This window comes from Stenotrophomonas genospecies 3, assembly GCF_054473855.1.
The window spans coordinates 337,483-354,778 of the sequence record NZ_JBTMUR010000001.1 but is presented as its reverse complement, the minus strand read 5'-3'; the positions used below and the strand labels follow the sequence as shown (position 1 = coordinate 354,778).

Genomic DNA, 17,296 nt, shown 5'->3' with positions numbered 1-17,296 from the left:
CGCGCATGGCGTGGACCTACCCGCTCAACCCACCGGCAACAGGATCGACACGCACAACCCGCCATCGCCGCGATTCTGCAGTGATACCCGGCCGCCATGCGCTTCCACGATCTCGCGGGTCAAGGCCAAGCCCAGCCCGGTGCCATTGCGCTTGGTCGAATAGAACGGCATCAGCGCATTCTGCAGCACCTGCTCGTTCATGCCCTTGCCGCGATCCAGTACGTCCAGGCGCAGCCACTGCGGCAGCCGCGTGAGTTGCACCTGTACGTCGTCGTTGGGCGGTTCTGCTTCGGCGCAGGCTTCGTGCGCGTTCTTCAACAGGTTCAGCAGTGCCTGCCCGAACTGGGCGATGTCGATGCGGCTGCTCAGTTCCTCGTCCGGCTCACGTTCCATGCCGAATGGGATCTGCTGGCGCAGGCTGGACAGGAAGGGGGCCCAGTGCACGGTCTGCAACTGCGGTTGCGGCAGCTTGGCAAAGCGCGCATAGCCACGGATGAAGCCTTCCAGGTGGCGTGCGCGATCCTCGATGGTGGTGAAGATCTCCGGCAGCCGGTCAAAGCGCTCACGCTGCACCAGCACACCGCCGGAATGGGCGAGCGATGCGATCGGCGCCAGCGAGTTGTTGAGCTCGTGGCTGATCACCCGGATCACCTTCTTCCAGGTCTGCACTTCCTGGCGCCGCAGCTCGGCGGTCAGCAGACGCACCAGCAGCAGGTCATGCGGTCGGCCGTTGAGCTGGAAGGCGCGCCGCGACAGGTGGTAGACCTGCTCGTCGTCCTCGTCGCCATCCTCTCCCTCGGCATGCACCGCGAACAGGCTGTCGCCACCGCGGGCGATGGCATCGCGCAGCTCCACCGGCACCTGTTCCAGCACGTCCTCCAGGCGCTGGCCTTCCAGCTTCCAGCCGCCATGCAGCAGCTTGCGCGCAGCCAGATTGGAGAACACCACGCGGGCGATGCCATCACCGCCCGAGGCGATCAGCAGCATCGCCACCGGCGTGTTCTGCACCATCGTGTCCAGCAGAAGTTCGCGTTGCACCAGGCCCTGCCGCTGTGCACGCAGCACATCGCCCAGTTCGCGGTGTGCCTGCACCAGGTCGCCGAGCTCGTCATTGCCGGGCCAGTGCACGCCGAAGTTGTATTCGCCGTCGCGATAGCTGCTGGTGGTGCCCGCCAGGGCCCGCATCAGTGACCGCACCGGGGCGGTAGCGCGACGCAGGGTCCACCACATCAGCGACAGCAGGATCAACGCCGACACCGTGGTCACCACCCAGCCATGGTCCATCCAGTAGGCCAGCAGCCACGGCAACGCGGCGGCCAGCGCCAGCACCGGCAGCAGGCGCAGGAACAGGCGGAAAGTGAACGAGCGCCGTTTCATTCGCGCGGGATACCGTGGCGGTCCATGCGCCGGTACAGCGCCTGGCGGCTCAGGCCGAGTTCGGCGGCGGCCTGGGCGATGACGCCATGGTTGCGCGCCAGTACCTCCTCGATGCGCGCGCGGTCGGGGTCATTGCCCGCACTGGGGGCCGGGCGCGGAGCGGCGGCTGCGCGCGGCAGGTTGAGATCGGCCACTTCGATGCGGTTGCCGGTGGCCAGCAGTTCGGCGCGCTGGATCACGTTGCGCAGTTCGCGCACGTTGCCTGGCCACGGGTGCCGCTGCAGGGCGGCGGTGGCGGCGCTGGACAGGGGCTTGCCAGCTGTCAGGAAGCGCTCGGCCAGCGGCACGATGTCGCCCGGGCGATCGGCCAGCGGTGGCAGCACCAGTTCCACCGTGTTGAGGCGGTAATAGAGGTCTTCGCGGAAGGTGCCGTCGCGGATCATCGCCGGCAGGTCGGCATTGGTCGCGCTGACCACGCGGACCTTGACCTGGCGTTCGCGGTTGGAGCCCAGGCGCTCGAAGCGGCCGGTTTCCAGCACACGCAGCAGCTTCATCTGCCCGCCCAGCGACAGGTTGCCGATCTCATCCAGGAACAGGGTGCCACCATCGGCGGCCTCGAACTTGCCTTCGCGCGCCTTGTTGGCGCCGGTATACGCACCGGCCTCGGCACCGAACAGTTCGGCCTCGATCAGTTCCGAAGGCAGCGCGCCACAGTTGACCGCCACGAATGGACCCTTGGCCACCAGGGAATTGGCCTGGATGATCTGCGCGATCTTCTCCTTGCCGGCACCGTTCGCGCCGGTGATCAGTACCGGCAGTTCCGAGCGTGCGACCTGGCAGGCGAGAGCGATGACGCGCTCGCTGGCGGGGTCGGCGAAGACCGCGCCGCACAGGTCGTACTTCTCTTCCAGCGCATTGCGCTGGCGCAGTTCACGGCTGCGGCGCCGGTCCAGTTCGCGGCGCGCCTCGGACAGTTCCAGCAGGTTGTTGACCGTGGTCATCAGCTTGCGGTCGTCCCAGGGCTTGGCCAGGTAGTCGGCCGCACCGGCCTTGACCAGATCCACCGCGCTGCTGAGGTGGGTCCAGGCCGTCAGCAGGATCACCGGCAGATCGGGATGGCGCGCGCGGATCTGCGCGAACAGGGCCTCGCCTTCTTCGCCGGAGGTGGTGTCCTCGCTGAAGTTCATGTCCTGGATCACCAGGTCGACCGGCTGCGACTCCAGCAGGGCCAGCCCTTCGGACGGGCTCTGCGCCTGCAGGGTGTCGATGTCGTGCAGGGAGAACAGCACGTCCAGCGCGGTACCCACGCTGGCGTTGTCGTCGATGATCAGGATCGCAGGCATCAAGCGGTTCTGCAGAAAGGGATGGGCGGCGCCGTTGGAGCCGTTCGTGTCCACGCACCGGGAGAGCCCGGCGCCACCCATCAAGCATAGCCAAACCCGTGGCTGTGCAGGAGCGGCCCTCGCTCAGCGCCGGGGAGGCACCGGGGGCCGTGGCGGCGCGGGTGGCGGCGGCACCTCCAGCGCCTGGCGCCAGGCTGCGGCGTCGACCGCCACCGTCAGTTCGCGCTTGTCGCGGCGCAGCAACAGATAGGCGGTGGCTGCGTTGGAATGACGCAGGGCCTCGGCAAGGTGTTCGACCCGGCGCACCGCCGTGTCGTCCACGCGCAGGATGCGATCGCCACTGCGCACGCCGAAGCGCATTTCCGGGCTGGCGGCCTCCACGCGCACCTGGCCCTCCGTTGAGCGCAAGGACAACCGCGCGGCATCCTGGCGCCACTCCAGTGTCTGCGCACTGCCACCGCCGGCCAGCGCCGGCAATGGCAGGAGCAGCATCAGGCACATCGCGCGGGCACGCATCTCACGCGCCCCGCGTGGCGACCGCAGGCGGCACCGCTGCCGCACGTCGCGCCGGCCCGAACACGGCGATCTGGCCCAGCACCCACAGCAGCAGTGCACCCAGCGGCAGGTAGTACAGCGGCATGCGCGGCAGCTCGTACAGGTTCATCAGCGCCAGGTTGATGGCGTAGGCCGCCAGCATGCCCAGCACGATGCCCAGCGTGGCCAGCAGGAAGTTCTCGGTCTGGAAGTAGCGCAGGATCTGCCCGCGGGTCGCGCCCAGCGCACGGCGGATGCCGATCTGCTTGCTGCGCTGCTGCACCCAGAAGCTGGCCAGGCCGATGATGCCCAGCGCGGTGACCACCAGCAGCGAGATGCTGACGGTGATCAGCAGGCCGACCATCGCGCGGTCGTTCTTGAAGAAGTCCTTGCGCTGGTCTTCATAGGTCAGCTTGTCGCGCATCAGCCGGTTGGGGTCGTTGCGTTCCAGCGCGGCGGCACCGGCATCGAGTACTTCCTTGCGGCGTTCCGGCGAAGTGCGCAGCACATACGTGCCACCTTCGTCGAAGGTGCGCCGCATGGGCAGCAGCATCGAGTTGGTCCAGTTGTCATTCCAGCCGTTGGGCGTGCTGAGCGTGTCGACGATGCCGACCACATGCAGCGGCTGCTTGCCCATGTAGTAGGTCTTGCCCAGCGCACTGCCATTGGGTTCCATCTTGGCGGCGGTGGCCTGGGTGAGGATGACCGGGATCGCGTTCTCCTTTGCGCCGCCCTTGCTGGCGTCTTCGAAGTTCTGGTACTCGTCGGGCAGGAAATCGCGGCCTGCGATCAGGTTGATGCCCATCGTGGCCAGCCCGTTCTCGGACAGGGTGTACATCGAGGCGTTGGTGGTCGGCCGTTCCTGGTCGATCACACGCGAAATGCTGCTGCTGGAGGAGCCGTTGCGGAAGGGGACCTGGTTGATGATGGTGACGTTGCTGACGCCGGGAATCGCGCGCAGCGATGCCAGGTCCTCGCGGGTGCGGGCCATGGCGTCGGTCTGCTTGCCGATGCCGCTGACGCGCAGCATGACCAGTTCGCTCTCGGCGATGCCGCTGGGCATGCTGATCTTCTCCACGCGCTGGCTGACCAGGAACAGCGCGTTGCAGACGATGGCGCAGGTCAGTGCGACTTCCAGCACGATCAGGGCAGCGGCGGTCTTGTGCCGGCGCAGCGTGCTGAGGATGGGGCGGATGTCCATGGGAGTCCTCGTTCGGGTGCTTACTGCGACTTGAGCTGGATGGCCGGGGTGACCTGCATGGCGCGCCAGGCGGGCAGGAACCCGGCGGCAAGACTGGCGAGCAGGGTCAGGCCCAGCGCGAGCAGCAGCATGTTGCCGTCCAGGTGGGCCAGCTTTGCGTATTCCACCGGTTGCTGGCGCACCGCGAACAGGCCAAGCAGGGCCAGGCCGATACCCAGCACGCCACCGACCACGCCGACCGCACCGGCTTCCACCAGGCACTGCAGGAAGATCTGGCGACGGCTGGCACCGAGGGCGCGGCGCACGCCGATCTCACCACTGCGGCGCAGGAACTTGGCCAGCAGCAGGCCCACCGTGTTGACCAGGCAGACACCCAGGAAGCCCAGCGCCAGCCACAGCTGCAGGCGCACATCGCTGGGGACTGCGCCATTGAAGTCCAGCCATTCCATCACGGTGCGCAGGCGCACGTTCGGCGGATGTTTGAAGCGGCCGGCCTCGCGCTGCTGGGTCGAATAGTTCTCCAGGTAGCGGCGGTAGTCGGCGGCCTTGGCCGGGTCCATCTCCACCCAGTACTGCAGCCACGCGCACGGTGCGTTGAGCGAGTAGCTGTTGCCATCGGGATTCTCGCCGAAGCAGTTCATGTTGCCGTTGTTGCCCAGCTTCAGGTCGAAGGAGGTGGAGATCGGCAGCAGCAGGTCCTCGTTTTTGCCGTAGCTGCCCGTGGTCAGGTCGTAGAAGTGCGGCTCCGGACTCCATTCCTTCATCACGCCGACGATGCGGTAGCTCTGCCCTTCCATGCGCAGGTCGCGGCCCACGCTGTTGGCGCCCTGGTACAGCTTGTCATTGAGCGCCTTGGAGATGACCACCACGCGTGCACGGCCTTCATCGTCCTCGCGCGTCCAGGGGCGGCCGTACTGCATGGGCACCTCGAACATCGGGAAGAAGTCGGCCGAGGTCCAGCGGGTGTCGATGCTGAAGGGCTTGAGAGTGCTGTTGTCCGGTTCGATGGTACCGCCGCCGCCGCTCATCAGTGCCTGGCGCTCGCCTTTGGCCTCGCGCAGCAGGGCTTCACCGTCGAAGCGGGTCAGCTGGGTTTCCGGTTCCTCGCCAGCGACATAGGCGCCGGTCGCGGCATCAAGCTGCACATAGAACAGGCGGTCACTCTTGCCGGGGATCGGGTCACCGGACAGCACATGGAACACCGTCAGCGTGGTCATCGAGGCGCCGATGCCTAGCGCGATAGCAATCACCATCAACGCGGTCAGTACCTTGTTGCGGCGGAAGCTGCGCACCGCCAATCGGGCGTAGTAGGCGAACATGGTCGGGCCCTCACTCGTTGACGGCGACGATGTGGCGCGGCGGGGTGGCCAGCACCGGCTCGCGCACCAGGTCGGTCACCTGGCCATCGACGATGTGCACGTTGCGCTGCGCGCGCGCGGCCAGTTCCGGATCGTGGGTGACCATCACGATGGTGGTGCCGGCAGCGTTGATCTCCTCCAGCAGTTCCATCACGCCGCGGGCCATCTGTGTGTCCAGGTTGCCGGTCGGTTCGTCGGCCAGCAGCAGGCGCGGGCTGCCGGCCAGCGCACGCGCGATGGCCGCGCGCTGCTGCTGGCCACCCGACAGTTCATTCGGATAATGCTTCATGCGCGAGCCGAGGCCGACCTGGCTCAGCGCCTTCTCGATACGTTCGCGGCGCTCGTTGGCGCTCATCTTCCGATAGCGCAGCGGCACGTCGACGTTGTCGAACAGGTTCAGGTCGGGGATCAGGTTGAAGCCCTGGAAGATGAAACCGATCTTCTGGTTGCGCAGGCGGCTGCGGGCATCATCGCCCAGCGTGCTCACGTCCTGGCCGTCAAGCATGTAGGTGCCGCTGGTGAAGGTTTCCAGCAGGCCGGCGATATTGAGGAAGGTGGTCTTGCCGGAGCCTGACGGGCCGGTGACGGCGACGAACTCACCTTCCTTGACCTGCAGTTCCAGCGAGCGCAGTGCGTGGGTTTCCACCTGTTCGGTGCGGAAGACCTTGGCGACCGAACGCATTTCGAGCATGTACATGGGGTGTCCTCTCTCCAGGATTCAGGTATCAGGTATCAGTTGACGGAGACGCGTTCGGCGTCCTTGAACAGGTCGCTGCCAGAGACCACGATGCGGTCGCCCGGCTGCACACCCGACTTGATTTCCACTTCGCCCAGGCTGCTGACGCCCAGTTCCACCGGACGCCGCACTGCGGTGCGGCCATCCATCACGTAGGCGATGCCGTTGCCCTGTTCGACGAACGGGCCGCGCTCGACCTTCAGCACGTCCTTGCGGGTGTCGAGCAGCACGCGCACCGACATCCGCTGGCTCTGGCGCAGGCCTTCCGGCTGCGCGCTGGCGAAGCGCACGCGGGCGTTGACCTCGCCGTTGACCACTTCCGGCGACACCGCACTGATCTCGCCCGGGAACGGCTTGCCGTTGCCGCCGGTCAGCTGCGCCGGCATGCCGATCGCCAGGTCGCGAGCGAAGCTCTCCGGCACCTTGATCTCGACCTCGAACTTGGACAGGTCGACCACGCCCAGCACGGGCGCATTGGCGGCCAGGTTGGTGGACTGGACGGCCTGCACCTGGCCGACCTGGCCGTCGAACGGTGCGCGCAGGGTCAGCGCGTCCACCTGGCGCTGCACCTCGGCCACCACCGCCTTCTGGCGGTCGGCCAGCAGGCGCTTGTTGCGGGCGTCCAGGTCCGCGCCCTGGCTCTGCAGGCGGGCATCGGTGGTGGCGTTGGCCAGGGTGATATCGGCCTTCTTCAGCGAGTCCTTGGCCTTGGCCAGATCGATCTGCGGTACTGCACCGCCGTCGTAACCGCGCTGGTAGCGCTGCAGGTCGCGGTCGGCGGCCTGGCGCTCGATGGTGGCCTGGTCGGTTTCCTTGCGCGACTTGGCGCGGGCCAGGGTGGCGTCCAGCGCGGCGCGGCTGGCCTCGGCTTCCAGGCCGGCCAGGGTGGCCTGCTCCTGGGCCAGCTTGCTGCGCAGTTCCGGGCTGTCGATGACCGCCAGCTCCTGGTCCTTCTTGACCACGTCACCGGCAACGACTTTCAGGTCCACGGTACCGGCCGAGATGGCGTACAGGATCGGGCTGTTGGCGGCGATCACGCGGCCGTCGGCGGCGATGTCGCGGACCAGGTCACCGCGCTTCACTTCGGCGATGCGCACGCGGCTGCTGTCGTAGGAGCGGCTGGCGTTGGACCAGGCGTACACGGCCCAGCCGATGCCGGCCAGCAGCGCGATGGCGCCCAGTGCCGGCCAGCGGTAACGCTGCCAGTTGGCTCGGGTGGTGCCGGCCGGGGCGGAGGAAACGATCTGGTCCTGTGCGGAGGTGTCGCGGATCATCGGGTGCGTGCCTGACGGTGGTAGTGGGTACCAAGCACGTAGCGTGCCAACTTTATTTCCTTGTGGGTCAATGGGTTGGGAGGCACCCTGAAGTGTCCGGGTGTCCGCGGACACCTTTCCGGACACTTTCATTAAGCGGACAGGAGGGGGAGCGCGGGCCCGCAGGCTAGAATGCGGCGATCGTCTTCAAGGAAACGCGTGACATGTGTGGAATCGTGGGTGCGATCGCTGATCGCGACGTAGTGCCGGTGCTGATCGAAGGCCTGAAGCGCCTTGAGTACCGTGGTTACGATTCCTCGGGCATCGCGGTGATCGACCATGCCGAACGGCCGGATGTGCGCCGCGTGCGTCGTACCGGCCGTGTGTCGGAAATGGCCACTGCGGCCGAGGCCGAGGGCTTCAATGCAGTGCTGGGCATCGGCCACACCCGCTGGGCCACCCACGGTGGTGTCACCGAGGCCAACGCGCATCCGCACATCAGCCACGGCGTGGCACTGGTGCACAACGGCATCATTGAAAATCACGAGGAGCAGCGCGAGAAGCTGCGTGCCCTGGGTTACACCTTCGAGTCGCAGACCGACACCGAAGTCATCGCGCACCTGATCCATCACCACCTGAAGGACGGCGACGACCTGCTGGTGGCGCTGCAGCACACGGTGAAGGAGCTGACCGGCGCCTACGCGCTGGCCGTGGTCAGCCGCGCCGAGCCGGAACGCTTCGTGTGCGCGCGCATGGGCTGCCCGCTGCTGATCGGCCTGGGTGAGGGCGAGAACTTCGTGGCGTCCGACGTTTCGGCGGTGATCTCGGCCACCCGCAAGGTGATCTTCCTGGAAGAGGGCGACACCGCCGAAATCCGCCGCGACGGCGTGCGCATCTTCGATGAGCATGACCAGCCGATCGAGCGCGAGGTGCACCTGTCCGACGTATCGCTGGCATCGCTGGAGCTGGGCCCGTACCGCCACTTCATGCAGAAGGAAATCCACGAGCAGCCGCGCGCGCTGGGCGACACCATCGAGGCAGCGATCGACGCCGGTGGTTTCCCGGCCGAACTGTTCGGCAAGAATGCCGAGGCCGTGCTGTCAGGCATCGAAGGCGTGCAGATCATCGCCTGCGGCACCAGCTATTACGCCGGCCTGACCGCGCGCTACTGGATCGAAGCCATTGCCGGCCTGCCGTGCAGCGTGGAGATTGCCAGCGAGTACCGCTACCGCGCCGCCTATGCCAACCCGAAGCACCTGATCGTCACCATCTCCCAGTCCGGCGAAACGCTGGATACGATGGAAGCGCTGAAGTACGCCAAGTCGCTGGGCCACAAGCACACGCTGTCGATCTGCAACGTGCCGGAAAGCGCGATTCCGCGCGCCAGCGAGCTTGTCTGCTACACCCGTGCCGGCGCCGAGATCGGCGTGGCGTCGACCAAGGCCTTCACCACCCAGCTGGCCGCACTGTTCCAGCTGACCGTGGTGCTGGGCAAGCTGCATGGCCGCATCGACGCGGCGCAGGAAGCGGACTACCTGGAGCAGCTGCGCTTCCTGCCGGGCAGCGTGCAGCACGCGCTGAACATGGAGCCGCAGATCGCCGCCTGGGCCGAGCGTTTCGCGCGCAAGAGCAGTGCGCTGTTCCTGGGTCGTGGCCTGCATTACCCGATCGCGCTGGAAGGCGCGCTCAAGCTCAAGGAAATCTCCTACATCCACGCCGAGGCCTATCCGGCGGGCGAGCTGAAGCATGGCCCGCTGGCGCTGGTGGACGAGGACATGCCGGTAGTGGTGATCGCGCCCAACGACAGCCTGCTGGAGAAGGTGAAGTCGAATATGCAGGAAGTGCGCGCGCGCGGCGGCGAGCTGTTCGTGTTCGCCGACCATGACAGCAACTTCAACGAGTCCGAAGGCGTGCATGTGATCCGCACGCCGCGCCATGCCGGCGTGCTCAGCCCGATCGTGCACACCATCCCGGTGCAGCTGCTGGCGTACCACACCGCACTGGCACGTGGCACCGACGTGGACAAGCCACGCAACCTGGCCAAGAGCGTGACGGTGGAGTAACTCCGCCGGAACCGCTGGAAGCTGCATGCGAAAGGGGCCCCACGTGGGCCCCTTTCGTTTGCGCCGGTGGTCGTGCCAAGTGGGACAGCCGCCGGGTGTTCTGTCCGCTGTCGGCAGCAGGCAATCAATCTTTAATGCGCGACATCGCCTGTATTCAGCGGCGGTTTCAGCCGCGGTGCCATCCTCTGGATCGTCAGTTGGTTCCTACGACGAACTGTCCTATCGATGCCGGTAGTGACCGATGGTCGCAGTCGTAGAATCGATTTGACCGAGGGCCGGGTTGAGCGGTTGAACCCACCTCGTTCGCGTTGCAGCACGTCGTCTGCCGATCCATTTCCACCGGCAGCCGGGTGCGCCAGACGTGCGCTGAAAGGTCTGTTCCCGGGGAGGGGGCGTATCGGAAGAGCACACTTTTTGACTTAGTGACCTGCACCAGGAAACAAGAATGAACGTCCGCGAACTCCTGCAATCCAAGAAAGAAGCTGTCATCACCATCGACGCCGAAGACACCATCGGTGCCGCCGCCCACAAGATGAGCGCGAACAAGATCGCTGCGCTGGTGGTGATGAAGGACGATGCCCCGGTCGGCATCATTTCCGAGAAGGACATCGTGCGCACCCTGGCCGACGACGGCCCGCAGGCCGGCCGCCGGGTGATTTCCAGCCTGCCGTCCACCGGCCTGGAAGGCATTGCGCCGGAAGCGACCCTGAAGCAGGCCATGTCGCTGATGACATACTCGCGGCGCCGTCATCTGATGGTCACCGAAGGCACCCTGCTGGTGGGCATCCTCAGCCTGGGCGACATCGTGAAGAACCTGCTGGGCGAGCTGGAGCTGGAAAAGGCCGTGCTGCAGGACATCTACATGGCCGCCCACTGAGGGCTGGACCCTTGGATGCAGAGAAGCCGGGCATTGCCCGGCTTCTTCGTTCACGGCTTCGGTGATATCAGAAAGTGACCTTCACCGAATCGGCGCTGTAGTTCGCCGGACCGTGATAGACCACTTCGATGTTGTTGCCATCCGGATCGAGCACAAAGGCGCCGTAGTAGCCGGGATGGTAGGGGCGCTCGCCGGGTGCGCCGTTGTCCTTGCCTCCGGCGGCGATGGCCGCAGTGTGGAAGGCATCGACGGTGGCGCTGTCGCGTGCCTGGAACGCCAGATGGTGGCGCCCGGTGAGCTGGCCGGCGGCGGCCTCGCTGGTGGCGCTGGAAATGAACAGCTCATCGGCCCAGAAGTAATCCTCGCCTTCGCCGGCGATCGGGATGCCGATCGTGTCGAACACCGCCTGGTAGAAGCGGCGGCTGGCGGTGAGGTCGCGTACGACCAGCTGGATGTGGTCGATCAGTCGTCCGCGGTGCAGTTCCATCGTTTCCATACGAACCTCGCAAAAAAGGGGACGGAGGGGATTAAGTCACTTCCAGCCAATAGTGCCAGAAACGACTTAATCCCCTCCGTCCCCTTTTGTCAGTTGGCGATGATCTCGACCCAGTAGCCGTCCGGGTCCTTGATGAAGGCCAGGTTCTTCATGCGGCCGTCGGTCAGGCGCTTCTGGAAGGTCACGCCCAGGTCCTCGAAGCGCTGGCAGGCGGCTTCGATGTCCGGCACGGACACGCAGATGTGGCCGAAGCCGCGCGGGTCGCTGTTGCCGTCGTGGTAGACCGCGCCGTCCTGGGCCTCGGTGCCATGGTTGTGGGTCAGTTCCAGCACGCCCGGCAGGCCGGCCATCCACACGCGGCGCTGGCTGTCGTCTTCCGGCACCACCGCGCCGGCCGGTACGTAGGCCAGGAAGTACAGGCTGAACTGGGCTTCGGCGAAGTCGCGCTTGTCGATCAGCTGGTAGCCCAGCACGCGGGTGTAGAAGTCCAGCGAGGCGGTGATGTCCTTCACCCGCAGCATGGTGTGGTTGAACACGAAGCCGGTGGTCTCGGCCGGAGCCTGGGCGGCGACGCCGGGGACATCGCGCAGGGCGGGGATGGTCATGGGGGAGGTCCTTCAGACAGGGCCGTTGCCGGCCGGATGTGGCCATTCTACCGGCTCTGAATTTGGCTATTTGCGACATACAATGGCCAGATAGCACCGTTCCGTCCTGATGACCATTGCCCGCCATGTCGCAGCGTGAATGGGTGGCCGCCGCCATCCGCAAGATCGAAGCCGATTTCAACCGTTCCGCCGATACCCACCTGATCCCGTTGGCGCTGGCCGGGTTCGCGGGCATCGATGTGTACCTGAAGGATGAATCGAGCCATCCCACCGGCAGCCTCAAGCACCGGCTGGCGCGCTCGCTGTTCCTGTATGCGTTGACCAACGGCTGGCTGCGCGAAGGGCGGCCGGTGATCGAGGCTTCCAGCGGGTCGACGGCAGTGTCCGAGGCCTATTTCGCGCGCCTGCTGGGGGTGCCGTTCATCGCGGTGATTCCGGCCACGACCTCGCCGGAGAAGATTGCCGCCATCGAATTCCACGGGGGCCGCTGCCACCTGGTCGAGCGCGCCTGCGAACTCAACGGTGAATCGGAGAAGCTGGCCCGCGAAACCGGTGGCCACTTCATGGACCAGTTCACCTATGCCGAGCGGGCGACCGACTGGCGCGCCAACAACAACATTGCCGAGTCCATCTTCAAGCAGATGGCCGAGGAGCCCAGCCCGGTTCCGGAATGGATCGTGTGCAGCCCCGGTACCGGCGGTACCGCAGCGACGCTGGGCCGCTATGTCAGCTACCGCCGGCATGACACCCGCATCCTTTGCGCGGACCCGGAAGTGTCGGTGTTCTTCGATGGCTATCAGGCTGCCGTGGCCGGCCAGCAGGACTGGCGCGGCCTGACCTGCAGCGGCGGTTCGCGCGTGGAAGGCATCGGCCGGCCGCGGGTGGAGCCGAGCTTCATCCCGACCAGCGTCGATGCGATGGTGAAGGTGCCCGACGCGCTGAGCCTGGCCGCGATGCGCCATGTCAGCCGCCAGCTCGGTCGACGCGTGGGTGGCTCCACCGGCACCAACTTCATCGGTGTGCTGCGGGCGGCGCAGTGGATGCGTGAGGCAGGCCACCAGGGCAGCATTGTCAGCATCCTGTGCGACAGTGGCGAGCGCTACGCGCAGAGCTACTACGACCCGGCGTGGTACGCGCGGCAGGGCATCGATGTCGACGGCGCCGATGCACAGCTGGCAGCGGCAGTGGCCGGGCAGGGGCTGCCGGAACTGCCGTGGTGCAGCCTGGAAGCGTTGTAGCCGGCCGGCATTTCCGCCGGGCGATGCCCGACGAGCGCAGCGGTGTGTCGTACCCCGATCAATACCCCGCCGCGGTGAACGCGTCCAGCACTGCATCTCGCAGCGCATCGGGCAAGGCCTCGATGTCCATCGCGCGATCATCCAGATGCAGGCTCGGGTCCAGGATGCTGGCACGGCCCTGGGCCAGCGCCTGCAGCCACAGCAGCACGCAGATCACGAACTCGCGCTCATGGCCCAGCCGCAGCTGGCTGGCGCCACGTTCGATCACCTCGAACGGGTACCACTCCTGGGCATCGTTGAACGTGCCGCCCTGCTGCAGCACTGCCTGCAGTTGATGCAGGTGACGCGGGGCGTCGTCGCCGGCATCGCACAATGCGGCGATCCAGGTCAGTTCGGCCGGGCTGGCGGACAATGCCAGTGACCGGGCCGGTGAGGCGGATGCAACTGCAGCCAGACCTTCCATGTAGGGCCTCGTTCGGTGCGTACCGCTGCGGACTCCCCCGCAGCCAGAGCTTCAGCGCGGGACCGTAAGGCCGACGTGAATGCCGGGCCGTGCCCCCTTGTCAGCCCCGCCTGCCAGCGCCATATCCTGCATGCTGCCCGCCCGCCGGGCCCGTACCCTGGAGATCTGCCGTGACCGTTGCCAACCCCCTGCTCGATTTTTCCGGCCTGCCGCGCTTCGAGGCCATCCGCCCCGAGCACGTGGCGCCGGCGCTGGACGTGCTGCTGGCCGAGGCCGAAGCCGCCGTCAGCACGGCCGAGCAGGTGCAGCCGGTGCGCTGGGAGACCTTCGTTGCCCCGCTGGACGATGCCACCGAGCGGCTGTGGCGCGCCTGGGGCCTGGTCGGCCACCTGCAGGGCGTGGTCAACACCCCGGAACTGCGTGAGGCCTACAACAGCAACCTGCCGCGGGTGACCCGCTTCGCCAGTGCGCTCAGCCAGAACCTGGCGTTGTACCGGCAGTACCAGACACTGGCCGCCAGCACCGAGGCGGCGCGCTTCGACGAGGCCCAGCGCAAGGTGCTGGACAACACGCTGCGTGACTTCCGCCTCGGCGGCGCCGAGCTGGCGCCGGAGGCGCAGCAGCGCTTCGCGGCGATCAAGGAAGAACTGTCGGCGCTGTCGGCGAAGTTCTCGCAGAACGTTCTTGACGCTACCGATGCCTGGTCGCTGATCGTCGAGGACGAAGCGCGATTGAAGGGCCTGCCGGAAGACGTGAAGGCCGCCGCGCATGCCGCAGCACAGAAGGACGGCAAGTCTGGCTGGAAACTGACCCTGCAGATGCCGTGCTACCTGCCGGTGCAGACCTGGGGTGAGGACCGCGACCTGCGCGAGATCCTGTACCGTGCCAGCGCACAGCGTGCGTCCGAATTCGGCGATGACACGCTGGACAACAGCGGCAACATCGACCGCATCCTCGCCCTGCGCGCGGAACTCGCCGCACTGCTCGGCTTCGGTTCGTATGGTGATTATTCGGTGGCGACCAAGATGGCGCAGGACCCGGCCGAGGTGCTCGGTTTCCTGCGTGACCTGGCCTCGCGCGCCAAGCCGTTCGCGGCCAAGGACCGCGCCGAACTGGAGCAGTTCGCACGCGAGCAACTCGGCATCGACAGCCTGCAGGCCTGGGACCTGGCATTCGCCGCCGACCGCCTGAAGCAGGCGCGTTACAGCTATTCCGAACAGGAAGTGAAGCAGTACTTCACCGAACCGAAGGTGCTGGGCGGCCTGTTCTCGGTAATCGAGCAGCTGTACGGCCTGCGCGTGCAGGAGGACAGCGCGCCGGTGTGGCACGAGGATGTGCGCTTCTTCCGCCTGGTCGATGCGCAGGGCGGGCTGGTGGGCCAGTTCTACCTGGACCTGTACGCGCGCGAAGGCAAGCGCGGTGGCGCGTGGATGGATGATTGCCGTAACCGCCGCGAGCGTGCCGACGGCAGCGTGCAGACGCCGCTGGTCTACCTGGTGTGCAACTTCGGCCGAGGTGCCAATGGCAAGCCGGCCACCTTCAGCCACAATGAAGTGACCACCCTGTTCCATGAAATGGGCCACGGCCTGCATCAGCTGCTGACCCGCATCGGCGAACTGGGCGTGGCCGGCATCAACGGCGTGGAATGGGACGCGGTGGAGCTGCCCAGCCAGTTCATGGAGAACTTCTGCTGGGAATGGGAGCACCTGCAGGCGATGACCGCACATGTGGACAGTGGCGAGCCGCTGCCGCGCGCGCTGTACGAGCGCATGCTGGCTGCACGCAACTTCCACAGCGGCATGGCCACGGTGCGCCAGCTGGAGTTCGGCCTGTTCGACATGCTGCTGCACAGCCAGTTCGAACCGGCGCAGGACAGCGTGCTGGCACTGCTCGACCGCGTGCGTGCGGAAGTGGCGGTGAACCACCCGCCGGTCTGGAACCGCTTCCCGCATCAGTTCAGCCACATCTTCGCCGGCGGCTACGCAGCCGGTTACTACAGCTACAAGTGGGCCGAGGTGCTGAGCGCCGATGCCTATGCGGCGTTCGAGGAGGCGCCGCAGGCGCTGGCTGAAACCGGCGCGCGCTTCCGCGAAGAGATCCTGTCGCGCGGTGGCAGCCGCCCGGCGGCGGAGAACTTCAAGGCCTTCCGCGGCCGCGCGCCTCAGATCGACGCGCTGCTGCGCCACTCGGGCATGGCGTAAGGTGTTTGGTAGGTGCCAACCTTGGTTGGCACGTTACCGCTATCCACGCATGGCGTGGATCTACCGGAATGTTCGGACATGGCGTAACGCCTTGGTAGGCGCCAACCTTGGTTGGCGAAAAGCCCAGGCCAACCAAGGTTGGCCTCTACCGGGCGTCGCGCCTTGGGGTCATTCGGCGTAGATCATCTTCCGGGTCATGCCGCCGTCCACGATGAAGTCCTGGCCGGTGGTGAAACCGGACAGCGACGACAGCAGGTACACCGCCAGTGCACCGATGTCTTCGGGGCGGCCGACCCGGCCGACCGGGTGTTGCGCATGGTCGATGGCTGAGTATTCCGGCGCGTGGCGCCGTGAGGGGGCCTGCCACGCAGTGGTGCCGATCCAGCCGGGGCTGATGCTGTTCACACGCACCGCCGGACCGGCGCTGATCGCAAGTGCATGGGTGAAGGCCACCAGCCCACCCTTGGCTGCCGCATAGGCTTCGCTGTGTGCTTCGGATTGCCAGGCCCGGGTGGAGGCGATGTTGATGATCGCACCGGCGGCGCTGGCGGTCAGTGCTGGCAACGTGTGCTTGCTGCACAGGAATGCACCGTGCAGTGACGACAGCCGGCGCTGCCACTCGTCCCAGTCCATATCCTGCAACCCTGTGCCGTGTGGACCGGCGATGCCCGCGTTGTTCACCAGTCCGTCGATACGGCCGAAACGCTGCAGGGCCACGGCGATGAAGTCGCGCACGCTGGCTTCGTCGGTGATGTCCAGGCGCTGGAACGCGGCATCCTCGCCGCGCTGCCATTCCGCCAGACACGCTTCTCCGGCCTCCACGTCCAGGTCGCCGATCAGCACGCGTCCACCGGCACCAAGTACGGCCTGGGCAATACCACGGCCGATGCCGTTGGCACCGCCGGTGACCAGCACAACCTTGCCCGACAGTGGCGCGGCCGGCCATGCGGCGATCGGCGGCACCGTGCTCACGTCAGGTCTTCGCCGCGCAGGCGGCGATGCCAGCCGTCCACACCGATGCGGTCCAGGGTCTGGATGTTGCGCTCGACGATCACGTCCGGGTCCGGATAGACATCCACCGCGCGTGCCACGCTGTCTTCGCGCAGCAGGTGCAGGGTGGGGAAGGGTGCGCGGTTGGTGTAGTTGCTGGCGTCGTCCGCGGCCACGCCATCGAACTGGTAGTCCGGGTGGAAGCTGGCCACCTGCAGGATGCCCTGCAGGTCCAGTGCCTCGATCGCCGCATCGGCGTTGTCGAGGAAATCGTTGTAGTCGAGGAAATCGGTCAGCACCTGCGGATGCACGATCAGCGTCGTGTCGATCTGCTCGGCCGGCGTATCGCGCAGCAGCACCAGCTCCTCGGCCAGCTGTTCAACCAGCGCTTCCGGCGTGGTCGCATCGCTGAGCACGATGCGGACCTGGTCCTTCACGTACACCGCCTTGGCGAACGGGCACAGGTTCAGGCCGATGACGATGCGCTCCAGCCACAGGCGGGTGGCGGCGATCGGGTCATCGGTGGGCAGGTGTGAATCGGTCATGGCGGGCACGTGGGCT

The 17,296-nt window shown here is 66.5% G+C and carries 16 protein-coding genes; 4 read left to right on the top strand and 12 right to left on the bottom strand.

What is annotated here, in order from left to right:
- Positions 1–24: 24 nt before the first annotated feature.
- The 7 genes from ACX9OT_RS01560 to ACX9OT_RS01530 all read right to left on the bottom strand — a co-directional run bounded on the left by ACX9OT_RS01560 (position 25) and on the right by ACX9OT_RS01530 (position 7,823).
- The gene (locus ACX9OT_RS01560) at positions 25–1,377 is read right to left on the bottom strand and encodes a sensor histidine kinase (protein ID WP_049399192.1); all 1,353 of its coding nucleotides are present in this window, start codon (positions 1,375–1,377) and stop codon (positions 25–27) included.
- Complete coding sequence (locus ACX9OT_RS01555; RefSeq protein WP_032129058.1) at positions 1,374–2,720, bottom strand: sigma-54-dependent transcriptional regulator; 1,347 nt, start codon at positions 2,718–2,720, stop codon at positions 1,374–1,376. The genes ACX9OT_RS01560 and ACX9OT_RS01555 overlap by 4 nt, the downstream gene beginning before the upstream one ends.
- 123 nt (positions 2,721–2,843) lie before the next feature.
- A complete protein-coding gene (locus ACX9OT_RS01550; RefSeq protein WP_177179520.1) occupies positions 2,844–3,221 on the bottom strand; it encodes a PDZ domain-containing protein in 378 nt (125 codons plus the stop codon).
- A gap of 16 nt (positions 3,222–3,237) precedes the next feature.
- On the bottom strand, positions 3,238–4,455 hold the full coding sequence (locus ACX9OT_RS01545; RefSeq protein WP_049399196.1) for an ABC transporter permease: 1,218 nt from the start codon (positions 4,453–4,455) through the stop codon (positions 3,238–3,240).
- Between the two features lie 20 nt (positions 4,456–4,475).
- Positions 4,476–5,774, bottom strand: a complete 1,299-nt coding sequence (locus ACX9OT_RS01540) for an ABC transporter permease (RefSeq protein ID WP_049460876.1) — start codon at positions 5,772–5,774, stop codon at positions 4,476–4,478.
- A 10-nt stretch (positions 5,775–5,784) separates the two neighbouring features.
- Complete coding sequence (locus ACX9OT_RS01535; RefSeq protein WP_032129038.1) at positions 5,785–6,510, bottom strand: ABC transporter ATP-binding protein; 726 nt, start codon at positions 6,508–6,510, stop codon at positions 5,785–5,787.
- 35 nt (positions 6,511–6,545) lie between these two features.
- Complete coding sequence (locus ACX9OT_RS01530) at positions 6,546–7,823, bottom strand: efflux RND transporter periplasmic adaptor subunit (RefSeq protein WP_049399200.1); 1,278 nt, start codon at positions 7,821–7,823, stop codon at positions 6,546–6,548.
- Positions 7,824–8,026: 203 nt separating this feature from the next.
- On the opposite strand from ACX9OT_RS01530, the gene glmS reads away from it, so the two are divergent.
- Together glmS and ACX9OT_RS01520 are read left to right on the top strand one after the other, a co-directional pair.
- Entirely contained in the window at positions 8,027–9,865 is a 1,839-nt protein-coding gene (gene glmS / locus ACX9OT_RS01525; protein ID WP_049460878.1) for a glutamine--fructose-6-phosphate transaminase (isomerizing), read from the top strand.
- 445 nt (positions 9,866–10,310) lie between these two features.
- Entirely contained in the window at positions 10,311–10,742 is a 432-nt protein-coding gene (locus tag ACX9OT_RS01520; protein ID WP_006394252.1) for a CBS domain-containing protein, read from the top strand.
- Positions 10,743–10,809: 67 nt separating this feature from the next.
- On the opposite strand, the gene ACX9OT_RS01515 is transcribed toward ACX9OT_RS01520, so the two are convergent.
- Together ACX9OT_RS01515 and gloA are read right to left on the bottom strand one after the other, a co-directional pair.
- On the bottom strand, positions 10,810–11,238 hold the full coding sequence (locus ACX9OT_RS01515; protein WP_049460881.1) for a VOC family protein: 429 nt from the start codon (positions 11,236–11,238) through the stop codon (positions 10,810–10,812).
- 89 nt (positions 11,239–11,327) lie between these two features.
- Complete coding sequence (gene gloA, locus ACX9OT_RS01510) at positions 11,328–11,843, bottom strand: lactoylglutathione lyase (protein WP_049460883.1); 516 nt, start codon at positions 11,841–11,843, stop codon at positions 11,328–11,330.
- A 125-nt stretch (positions 11,844–11,968) separates the two neighbouring features.
- Between gloA and ACX9OT_RS01505 the strand changes: the two genes are divergently transcribed.
- Positions 11,969–13,081 carry a PLP-dependent cysteine synthase family protein gene (locus tag ACX9OT_RS01505; protein WP_049460884.1) on the top strand — a complete coding sequence of 371 codons (1,113 nt, stop codon included), beginning with the start codon at positions 11,969–11,971 and terminating at the stop codon, positions 13,079–13,081.
- A 58-nt stretch (positions 13,082–13,139) separates the two neighbouring features.
- Here the strand turns inward: ACX9OT_RS01505 and ACX9OT_RS01500 are convergent, their stop codons facing one another.
- The gene (locus ACX9OT_RS01500) at positions 13,140–13,544 is read right to left on the bottom strand and encodes a hypothetical protein (protein ID WP_049460886.1); all 405 of its coding nucleotides are present in this window, start codon (positions 13,542–13,544) and stop codon (positions 13,140–13,142) included.
- 170 nt (positions 13,545–13,714) lie between these two features.
- Here ACX9OT_RS01500 and ACX9OT_RS01495 point away from each other — a divergent pair, with 170 nt between their 5' ends.
- Positions 13,715–15,745: a M3 family metallopeptidase gene (locus ACX9OT_RS01495; protein WP_049460888.1), complete on the top strand. Its 2,031-nt coding sequence runs from the start codon at positions 13,715–13,717 to the stop codon at positions 15,743–15,745.
- A gap of 168 nt (positions 15,746–15,913) precedes the next feature.
- Here ACX9OT_RS01495 and ACX9OT_RS01490 read toward each other — a convergent pair whose 3' ends face one another.
- Both ACX9OT_RS01490 and ACX9OT_RS01485 read right to left on the bottom strand, forming a co-directional pair.
- Positions 15,914–16,717, bottom strand: a complete 804-nt coding sequence (locus ACX9OT_RS01490) for an SDR family oxidoreductase (RefSeq protein WP_049460889.1) — start codon at positions 16,715–16,717, stop codon at positions 15,914–15,916.
- Positions 16,714–17,280, bottom strand: coding sequence for a DUF1415 domain-containing protein (locus ACX9OT_RS01485; protein WP_032129027.1), 567 nt, complete (start codon positions 17,278–17,280; stop codon positions 16,714–16,716). Before ACX9OT_RS01485 ends, ACX9OT_RS01490 begins: the two co-directional genes overlap by 4 nt.
- Between the last annotated feature and the right edge of the window lie 16 nt (positions 17,281–17,296).

What these genes read in the sequence shown, in the direction of transcription:
- ACX9OT_RS01520 (WP_006394252.1), top strand. Translation starts at nt 10,311, where the DNA reads ATGAACGTCCGCGAACTCCTGCAATCCAAGAAAGAAGCTGTCATCACC.
- gloA (WP_049460883.1), bottom strand. Translation starts at nt 11,843, where the DNA reads ATGACCATCCCCGCCCTGCGCGATGTCCCCGGCGTCGCCGCCCAGGCT.
- ACX9OT_RS01545 (WP_049399196.1), bottom strand. Translation starts at nt 4,455, where the DNA reads ATGGACATCCGCCCCATCCTCAGCACGCTGCGCCGGCACAAGACCGCC.
- ACX9OT_RS01485 (WP_032129027.1), bottom strand. Translation starts at nt 17,280, where the DNA reads ATGACCGATTCACACCTGCCCACCGATGACCCGATCGCCGCCACCCGC.
- ACX9OT_RS01550 (WP_177179520.1), bottom strand. Translation starts at nt 3,221, where the DNA reads ATGTGCCTGATGCTGCTCCTGCCATTGCCGGCGCTGGCCGGCGGTGGC.
- ACX9OT_RS01515 (WP_049460881.1), bottom strand. Translation starts at nt 11,238, where the DNA reads ATGGAAACGATGGAACTGCACCGCGGACGACTGATCGACCACATCCAG.
- ACX9OT_RS01505 (WP_049460884.1), top strand. Translation starts at nt 11,969, where the DNA reads ATGTCGCAGCGTGAATGGGTGGCCGCCGCCATCCGCAAGATCGAAGCC.
- glmS (WP_049460878.1), top strand. Translation starts at nt 8,027, where the DNA reads ATGTGTGGAATCGTGGGTGCGATCGCTGATCGCGACGTAGTGCCGGTG.
- ACX9OT_RS01555 (WP_032129058.1), bottom strand. Translation starts at nt 2,720, where the DNA reads ATGCCTGCGATCCTGATCATCGACGACAACGCCAGCGTGGGTACCGCG.
- ACX9OT_RS01530 (WP_049399200.1), bottom strand. Translation starts at nt 7,823, where the DNA reads ATGATCCGCGACACCTCCGCACAGGACCAGATCGTTTCCTCCGCCCCG.
- ACX9OT_RS01560 (WP_049399192.1), bottom strand. Translation starts at nt 1,377, where the DNA reads ATGAAACGGCGCTCGTTCACTTTCCGCCTGTTCCTGCGCCTGCTGCCG.
- ACX9OT_RS01535 (WP_032129038.1), bottom strand. Translation starts at nt 6,510, where the DNA reads ATGTACATGCTCGAAATGCGTTCGGTCGCCAAGGTCTTCCGCACCGAA.
- ACX9OT_RS01540 (WP_049460876.1), bottom strand. Translation starts at nt 5,774, where the DNA reads ATGTTCGCCTACTACGCCCGATTGGCGGTGCGCAGCTTCCGCCGCAAC.
- ACX9OT_RS01500 (WP_049460886.1), bottom strand. Translation starts at nt 13,544, where the DNA reads ATGGAAGGTCTGGCTGCAGTTGCATCCGCCTCACCGGCCCGGTCACTG.